Genomic DNA, 3,646 nt, shown 5'->3' on the forward strand with positions numbered 1-3,646 from the left:
TGTAGATGGTCTGAAAATGGTGGGTTTGGCGCAGTTTGTTTCGTTGGTATCGTGCGGTTTTTGTGTTCGCGTGTGGCGGGCGAATGGTGCTGGTGGCTTTATCAAAAAGCCCCGCCGAAGCGGGGCGAATGACACGGGTGCGTGTCAATGTTCGCGAATCTCATCGAGTTTGGAGACGATTTCAATGGTCTGGTTCGACTGTTCGTCATGCATGATTTTCAGCACGTCAAGCAGCCCAGACTTCCGAATTGCATCCAATATCGCCGCCTTGACCACCAGATACATGATCCCGGTATTCAACACGATAAGAATGATGCCGCCGAAAATAACGTCACTCATGCCTTACCTCCGATTCTTCTCTTCTTTCTTTCCCGCGCCCTTTAGGCGCTTTTGGGTGTATCCAGCATACGCCTAGGGGTTGTTGGCGGCGTGTCATATCAGGCGCATTGTGACAGTGTGTCTTGGTAGTCGCGGATGACCTGTACTGTCACGCCAAGCTCCGCAGCCATATGCCAAGCGTCACCCTCGTACATACGTTCCAGTGTTGCGTATTCGATTGGGTCAATCAATAGCAGAGCGGTTTGATGGCGTGTGCGGTATTCGTTTTTCGCTCGACTGTGCGGATTGCAGGAGCTGTCACCGTGCCACCAATGAATCATCTCATGCATGAGCGTGCAACGCTTACTTGCATAGGTAAGACGCCGGTCGATGAGGATTACCCGCGTCTCGTTGTCGTATGCGCCGCACATTCCGTCTGGGAGTAGTGCGCTTGCGACGGTGACCGGCATGCCGGTGATGGCGCGGCGCATGTCGCCATATGTCATATGCAGGTCAATTGGCAGGTTAGGCAGGTTCGTCGTAATCTGGCCCCGCCTCTCCGTCGATGTACTCCTGTTTGTTGTCGATGGCGTAAGCGGCCAGCGCCATGTCGCCCCGTTGCACTTTCTCCAGTGCGGTTGAGACCCTTTCGTCCTCCTCTTTTGCCTTGGCGTCTGATATGACCTTTTGCAGTGTGGTGATTGGGTCGGCGTCGCAGATGCCGCAAATGGCAAGGAACTCGCTGAGCCGCACTGGTGCCTTGAACCCGTTGCGGATGTCACGCACGCGGTTGTAGCTGATCGCATTATCGAGTGCTTCGGCCACGGCGGCGTTCGTTTTGCCCGCCTTTTTGATGATTCGGTCAATCGCCGTGGCGGCGGCGATATCTTCTTTTGACCATTGGTATTTCTTCGTCGGCATATAGCAAGTGTAACACGGCGTGTCGCACTTGCTATATAAATATAACAAGTGTTATATTCAAAACCAATGAATATAGCAAGTGTTACATCTTCGGCTGTGAAAAGCCTCCGAGCTAAAGCATTGCTTGATGAGGTGCCGAAGACGCAAATAGCGGAAGACCTTGGCGTCACCCGCCAGACAGTGGCAAGACGACTGAAAGCCAATGACATGATGCTCAGCGACTTCATCTCAACCGCAGAAGCTGTCGGCGCAGACCCGGTAGATGTGCTGGCGGAAGCCATCGGAGCGGAACAGCGGGTGACGGCATGAGCGGGGAAATCAAAGATGGAGCCGTTGAGCTGGGTTCCGTGGTCGTGCGCGAGGAGCCGGAGAACAACTTCCGCGCGTTGTGCAAGGTGCACACGAAGGCCTTGGCATCCATCCAGCTCACGAAGCGCGGCACGCTGACGCTCAGCCTTTCGCGCTCCTACCTCGAACTGACGGCTGACGAAGCCACTCAGCTGGCGGACCTGCTGTTGGACACCGTCTGTGACATACGACAGAACACCAGCGAGGAAGGGGCGGAACGATGAACACGAGTGAACCCGAACTGGATGAAAACCGGTCGGCTTGCAAGTGGCTGTTTCTGCTGGTGATGTTCGTGGTGAACGTGGCGCTGGTGGTGTGGGCTGGTTTCTGGCTTCTTGCCTCGGCGTGGGATTGGACGGTGAGCGTGCTGCATTTGGCGGTCTTCCTGTTCGCCCTGTTCTGGACGGTCGTGTGGGACGACCTGCTCAAACGGGCATGACGTTCGGCTCAATGGATGAAAGGAACTCTCATGGTTTGGCAGCAGATTGCGTTTGTTGTGTTTGCGGTGATTGGTGTCGTTTGCAGCATCGTTCTGGTTGGTCGGCCTCGTGAGCCGGTGACGCCGGGTGATGTCGTGTGTTGCTTTGGACTCTGGCTTGGGCTCTCGCTGCTGGTCATCAGTATCTGAGGCTTGCGGCACCGGCTCTCTCGCTTCTCTCTCCGGTGCCGTTGGCGACCCGGGCATGTCGTTAAAAGGCCTGCGGTGAGCAAACACCTTAAAACCCGACAAAGGCCAGTCGTTAAAACCAAATAACCATAACTGAAAACCGAAGATGGGCGCTGGCTTGGTGGCAATCCGATTCCAATATGCGAGCCATGTCGGCGTCTCACAGGGTGTGCAGGTTTGCCGCCGCGTCACGGTTTCTCGTCATGGGCCGTGTGGACGGTTCCGGTTCGATTCCGGGTCACCCGCGACACAGGATGTCAGCAGATGGAAAGGAGGGCGGCATGTCCGACTTGTCTTTGGGCGGTGTGGCCCACGCGAGGGGCACCGACCCGCAAACCTCGCATGACGCGGCCAGCAAGGTCGATGTGAACGGCAAACAGTCGCTCACGCTGCGCGCCATGTTCGATTTGCGCGGGGTTGTCCCGCTGCCGGTCGAGGCGTGGCGCGTCAGCGGCATGTCCGCGAGGATTCAGCGTCGTGACAATCCCAAGGCGAGACCGTTGGGTGGTTCGACCATCAGGACGCGGCTTAACGAGATGGCGAGGCTTGACCCGCCGCTGGTCGAGGTTGTTGACCGTGACGGTTTGACCGAATCGGGCGGCAGGTGCGCACGCTACCGGCTCACGAATCGCGGCCTTGAACTGGCGGGGCGGGTGAGCGAATGAACGGCGGGGAATTGTGGGATACCGCGCAGACCGCCGACTATTTGCGGTGCAGCCGGGTCACGTTGGCCCAGTGGCGTTCCTATGGCGGCGGCCCGCCGTTCATGAAGCTGGGCTATCTCAAACCGGGTGCGCAAAAAGACACACGGCGGATTCTGTACGACGCCGACGCGGTGCGCAGGTGGGCCGCACGCACGCGCAGGACAAGGACGGTGGCGGTATGAGCGGCATGACGCAGGAAATGGAGGCGTTGCAGCCGTTCATCAGATGCAAGCGCATCGGTGACGGTTCGCATGTGACGGACGCGGAGATAGGTCGGATGGTCGCCGCCGAATCCCATCAGGCGGATTACCCGTTGTGGTGGGAGGGATTGCCGCCCGCTGTTTTTGAAAGGCTCAAGGCGCGTTTCCGGCTCGTGAAAGGAGCAAGGCATGAAACTGCTCACGCCTAATGACGTGCGCACCTGCGAGATCAGCGTGCACCGGCTGCGCGAGGGTTACGACCCGGACGAGGTGGACGAGATTCTCGACAGCGTGGCCGACACGTTGGATGTGCTGGCGAAACGGGCCAGCGCCTTTGAAAAACGGGCTTCCAGGCTCGAAGGGATTTGCCGTGAACACGGCATCGGCATTGATGAAACCAAGTGAAAGGGAACAGGGGATGTCCAGTGATTTCGATTTCAGCGCGATGCGCCCGGACGAGCTGCGCAGCGCGATCGTCGTGTTGCAGA

The 3,646-nt window shown here is 57.9% G+C and carries 11 protein-coding genes; 8 read left to right on the top strand and 3 right to left on the bottom strand.

The features are described from left to right. Positions 1–144: 144 nt before the first annotated feature. From G1C94_RS07500 to G1C94_RS07860, 3 genes are all read right to left on the bottom strand, one after another. Positions 145–339, bottom strand: a complete 195-nt coding sequence (locus G1C94_RS07500; protein ID WP_172147178.1) for a hypothetical protein — start codon at positions 337–339, stop codon at positions 145–147. A gap of 98 nt (positions 340–437) precedes the next feature. Beyond that, positions 438–824, bottom strand: a complete 387-nt coding sequence (locus tag G1C94_RS07505; protein WP_172147197.1) for an ImmA/IrrE family metallo-endopeptidase — start codon at positions 822–824, stop codon at positions 438–440. Positions 825–843: 19 nt separating this feature from the next. Next, entirely contained in the window at positions 844–1,239 is a 396-nt protein-coding gene (locus G1C94_RS07860; protein ID WP_253902376.1) for a hypothetical protein, read from the bottom strand. A 66-nt stretch (positions 1,240–1,305) separates the two neighbouring features. On the opposite strand from G1C94_RS07860, the gene G1C94_RS07515 reads away from it, so the two are divergent. The 8 genes from G1C94_RS07515 (at position 1,306) to G1C94_RS07550 (ending at position 3,563) form a co-directional block, all read left to right on the top strand. Further along, positions 1,306–1,548 (top strand): helix-turn-helix domain-containing protein, encoded by a 243-nt coding sequence (locus G1C94_RS07515; RefSeq protein ID WP_172147200.1) that lies wholly within the window; start codon positions 1,306–1,308, stop codon positions 1,546–1,548. Next, positions 1,545–1,811 (top strand): hypothetical protein, encoded by a 267-nt coding sequence (locus G1C94_RS07520; RefSeq protein ID WP_172147203.1) that lies wholly within the window; start codon positions 1,545–1,547, stop codon positions 1,809–1,811. Before G1C94_RS07515 ends, G1C94_RS07520 begins: the two co-directional genes overlap by 4 nt. Then, on the top strand, positions 1,808–2,026 hold the full coding sequence (locus G1C94_RS07525) for a hypothetical protein (protein WP_172147206.1): 219 nt from the start codon (positions 1,808–1,810) through the stop codon (positions 2,024–2,026). The genes G1C94_RS07520 and G1C94_RS07525 overlap by 4 nt, the downstream gene beginning before the upstream one ends. A gap of 30 nt (positions 2,027–2,056) precedes the next feature. Continuing rightward, a complete protein-coding gene (locus tag G1C94_RS07530; RefSeq protein ID WP_172147209.1) occupies positions 2,057–2,215 on the top strand; it encodes a hypothetical protein in 159 nt (52 codons plus the stop codon). A 320-nt stretch (positions 2,216–2,535) separates the two neighbouring features. Then, positions 2,536–2,919 (top strand): hypothetical protein, encoded by a 384-nt coding sequence (locus tag G1C94_RS07535; RefSeq protein ID WP_172147212.1) that lies wholly within the window; start codon positions 2,536–2,538, stop codon positions 2,917–2,919. Further along, complete coding sequence (locus tag G1C94_RS07540) at positions 2,916–3,140, top strand: DNA-binding protein (protein WP_253902377.1); 225 nt, start codon at positions 2,916–2,918, stop codon at positions 3,138–3,140. The genes G1C94_RS07535 and G1C94_RS07540 overlap by 4 nt, the downstream gene beginning before the upstream one ends. Continuing rightward, positions 3,137–3,367 (top strand): hypothetical protein, encoded by a 231-nt coding sequence (locus G1C94_RS07545; RefSeq protein ID WP_172147215.1) that lies wholly within the window; start codon positions 3,137–3,139, stop codon positions 3,365–3,367. The genes G1C94_RS07540 and G1C94_RS07545 overlap by 4 nt, the downstream gene beginning before the upstream one ends. After that, a complete protein-coding gene (locus G1C94_RS07550) occupies positions 3,348–3,563 on the top strand; it encodes a DivIVA domain-containing protein (protein WP_172147230.1) in 216 nt (71 codons plus the stop codon). Before G1C94_RS07545 ends, G1C94_RS07550 begins: the two co-directional genes overlap by 20 nt. The last annotated feature ends 83 nt before the right edge of the window (positions 3,564–3,646 follow it).

Source organism: Bifidobacterium panos (assembly GCF_012932445.1).
Taxonomy (GTDB): domain Bacteria; phylum Actinomycetota; class Actinomycetes; order Actinomycetales; family Bifidobacteriaceae; genus Bifidobacterium; species Bifidobacterium panos.

Coding starts and splice junctions, on each gene's coding strand:
- G1C94_RS07500 (WP_172147178.1), bottom strand. CDS start 339: ATGAGTGACGTTATTTTCGGCGGCATCATTCTTATCGTGTTGAATACC.
- G1C94_RS07505 (WP_172147197.1), bottom strand. CDS start 824: ATGACATATGGCGACATGCGCCGCGCCATCACCGGCATGCCGGTCACC.
- G1C94_RS07860 (WP_253902376.1), bottom strand. CDS start 1,239: ATGCCGACGAAGAAATACCAATGGTCAAAAGAAGATATCGCCGCCGCC.
- G1C94_RS07515 (WP_172147200.1), top strand. CDS start 1,306: ATGAATATAGCAAGTGTTACATCTTCGGCTGTGAAAAGCCTCCGAGCT.
- G1C94_RS07520 (WP_172147203.1), top strand. CDS start 1,545: ATGAGCGGGGAAATCAAAGATGGAGCCGTTGAGCTGGGTTCCGTGGTC.
- G1C94_RS07525 (WP_172147206.1), top strand. CDS start 1,808: ATGAACACGAGTGAACCCGAACTGGATGAAAACCGGTCGGCTTGCAAG.
- G1C94_RS07530 (WP_172147209.1), top strand. CDS start 2,057: ATGGTTTGGCAGCAGATTGCGTTTGTTGTGTTTGCGGTGATTGGTGTC.
- G1C94_RS07535 (WP_172147212.1), top strand. CDS start 2,536: ATGTCCGACTTGTCTTTGGGCGGTGTGGCCCACGCGAGGGGCACCGAC.
- G1C94_RS07540 (WP_253902377.1), top strand. CDS start 2,916: ATGAACGGCGGGGAATTGTGGGATACCGCGCAGACCGCCGACTATTTG.
- G1C94_RS07545 (WP_172147215.1), top strand. CDS start 3,137: ATGAGCGGCATGACGCAGGAAATGGAGGCGTTGCAGCCGTTCATCAGA.
- G1C94_RS07550 (WP_172147230.1), top strand. CDS start 3,348: ATGAAACTGCTCACGCCTAATGACGTGCGCACCTGCGAGATCAGCGTG.